This window comes from Halorubrum sp. AJ67 (genome assembly GCF_000513435.1).
This window is the reverse complement of sequence record NZ_CBVY010000012.1, coordinates 43,164-44,905: the sequence shown is the minus strand read 5'-3', so window position 1 is coordinate 44,905 and position 1,742 is coordinate 43,164. Positions and strand designations below refer to the sequence as shown.

The window sequence follows — 1,742 nt, the reverse complement described above, 5'->3', positions numbered from 1 at the left end:
CCTACTCCCCTGTGTCGCCTTCGCCTCCCACGACGTCCGGGACGCGGCACCGCTCACGCTCGGCGGGTTCCTCGTAGTGGGCGCGGTGGGCGCGAGCGTGCCCGCCGGCGTGGCGGCACCCGGCGACCTGCTGGCCGTGTCGCTTGTCGCCATCGCCGCGATGACTTTACCCCACGTCGTTGTCGTCGCGTGGCTCGACCGACGACAGGGCGTCTGGCGTCCGGGCGTCGCTCGGTGAGGGAAAGGTCGAGTGGATACCCCTCGGGTTCCGACACCGCACCGCTCTTGGCCGGGGGCGGCGTCTCTCCGATCGATGGACGAGATCGCGATCCGCGACCCGCGGCCGGGCGACGCCGAGCCGCTGGAGGCGCTCATCACCTCGCACTTCAGCGAGGGGAGTTCCTACGGCGTCGACCTCGGGCTCGACGACCCGATGTACCGCGTGCTGGTCGCGGTCGAGGCCGGAAGCGACGGCGGAGCGAGCACCGATCGCGACGACGCGATCCTCGGCGTCATGGCGCTCCGCGAACTCTCGGACGCGGCCGCCGTCGCCGACGAGATGTACTTCTTCGACGATCCCGACCTGCTCCCGGCCGCGGAGCTGTACGGCCACCTCGAAATGGGGTACGTCAGCGAGGCGGCGACCGGCCGCGGGATCGGGAGCCGGCTGCTCGAACGGCTCCACGCGATCGGAGCCGAGCGCGGCGTCGACCTGTTCGTCGCGGACTCGTGGTACCACGGGGGCGACGACACCCCGGAGAGGCTGTTCGACGGACACGACTACGAGACGATTCATCGCGACCCGATCGACCGGCCCGCGGCCGAGTGCCCCAAATGCGAGGGCGAGTGCGTCTGCGAGGGCGCGCTCGCGGTGCGGCGAGTCGAGGGAGACGGAGCGTGACCGGACGCCGCGGAGGCGAGAGACCGTCGTGAACCACGACCGCATCCACGCGAGGGAGCCGTCGCATCACGTCGACCGGTGGTCGGTCGGCGTGATCGAGTCGATCGGCGAGCGCGACGGCCACTGCGTCGTGACGGTCCGACCGGTCTCGGAGAAAGGAGACGAGACGAGTGATACCGAGCCCGGATCCGGGGGCGACGATCGGTCCGTCGAACTCGTGATCACGTTCGCCGTCAGGGACCTGTTCGTTGGTCGGCTCGCGATCGCGGACGACGAGTCCCCGGTCGGCGAGCGCGTCTGGTATCGGAAGCGGGGCGGGTGAGCGGAAACGGAGGGCGAGAGCGGACCCGCGGTCACTCCAGCTGGTGGTAGTCGAGCTCGTGCCCCTCGTCGAGGGCGGCCTGGACCGCCTCGCTGGGCTCGTCGACCGGCTCGGTCCGGAGTCGCATGCCGCCCACGTCGGCCGCCTCGAAGTAGACGTTGCGCCGCCAGTCGGCGTCGACGTCGGGGAAGTCGGTGCGGTAGTGAGCGCCGCGAGACTCCTCGCGTTCGAGCGCGCCGCGGAGCACCGCCTCGGCGGCGACGGTCATGAAGCCGAGGTCGACGGCGAACTCGAACGACTCGCTGGTGACCGAGCCGACGCGCAGGTCGGCGACGCGCTCGCGCACGTCGGCGAGGCGGTCGAGCCCCTCTCGGAGCGATGCCTCGTCACGGAGGATACCCGCGTGGTCCCACATCAGCTCCCGCAGGTCGGCGAGCGCCGCGTCCACGTCGTGTTCGCCGTCGCGGTTCGCCATCGCGCGCAGGCCGCGGAGGTGCGGCTCGACGAGCGACTCGCGGA

General features: G+C 71.5%; 2 protein-coding genes and 2 pseudogenes. 3 read left to right on the top strand and 1 reads right to left on the bottom strand.

What is annotated here, in order from left to right; all coding sequences use genetic code 11:
- Nucleotides 1-37 precede the first annotated feature (37 nt).
- From BN903_RS15920 to BN903_RS10615, 3 genes and pseudogenes are all read left to right on the top strand, one after another.
- A pseudogene (locus BN903_RS15920) lies at nt 38-238 on the top strand (Brp/Blh family beta-carotene 15,15'-dioxygenase); the annotation flags it as partial.
- A gap of 75 nt (nt 239-313) precedes the next feature.
- A complete protein-coding gene (locus tag BN903_RS10620; protein ID WP_048077705.1) occupies nt 314-901 on the top strand; it encodes a GNAT family N-acetyltransferase in 588 nt (195 codons plus the stop codon).
- 28 nt (nt 902-929) lie between these two features.
- Nucleotides 930-1,223, top strand: coding sequence for a hypothetical protein (locus BN903_RS10615; protein WP_048077704.1), 294 nt, complete (start codon nt 930-932; stop codon nt 1,221-1,223).
- A 31-nt stretch (nt 1,224-1,254) separates the two neighbouring features.
- On the opposite strand, the pseudogene BN903_RS10610 reads toward BN903_RS10615, so the two are convergent.
- Nucleotides 1,255-1,742 (bottom strand): annotated as a pseudogene (locus BN903_RS10610) (succinate dehydrogenase); the annotation flags it as partial.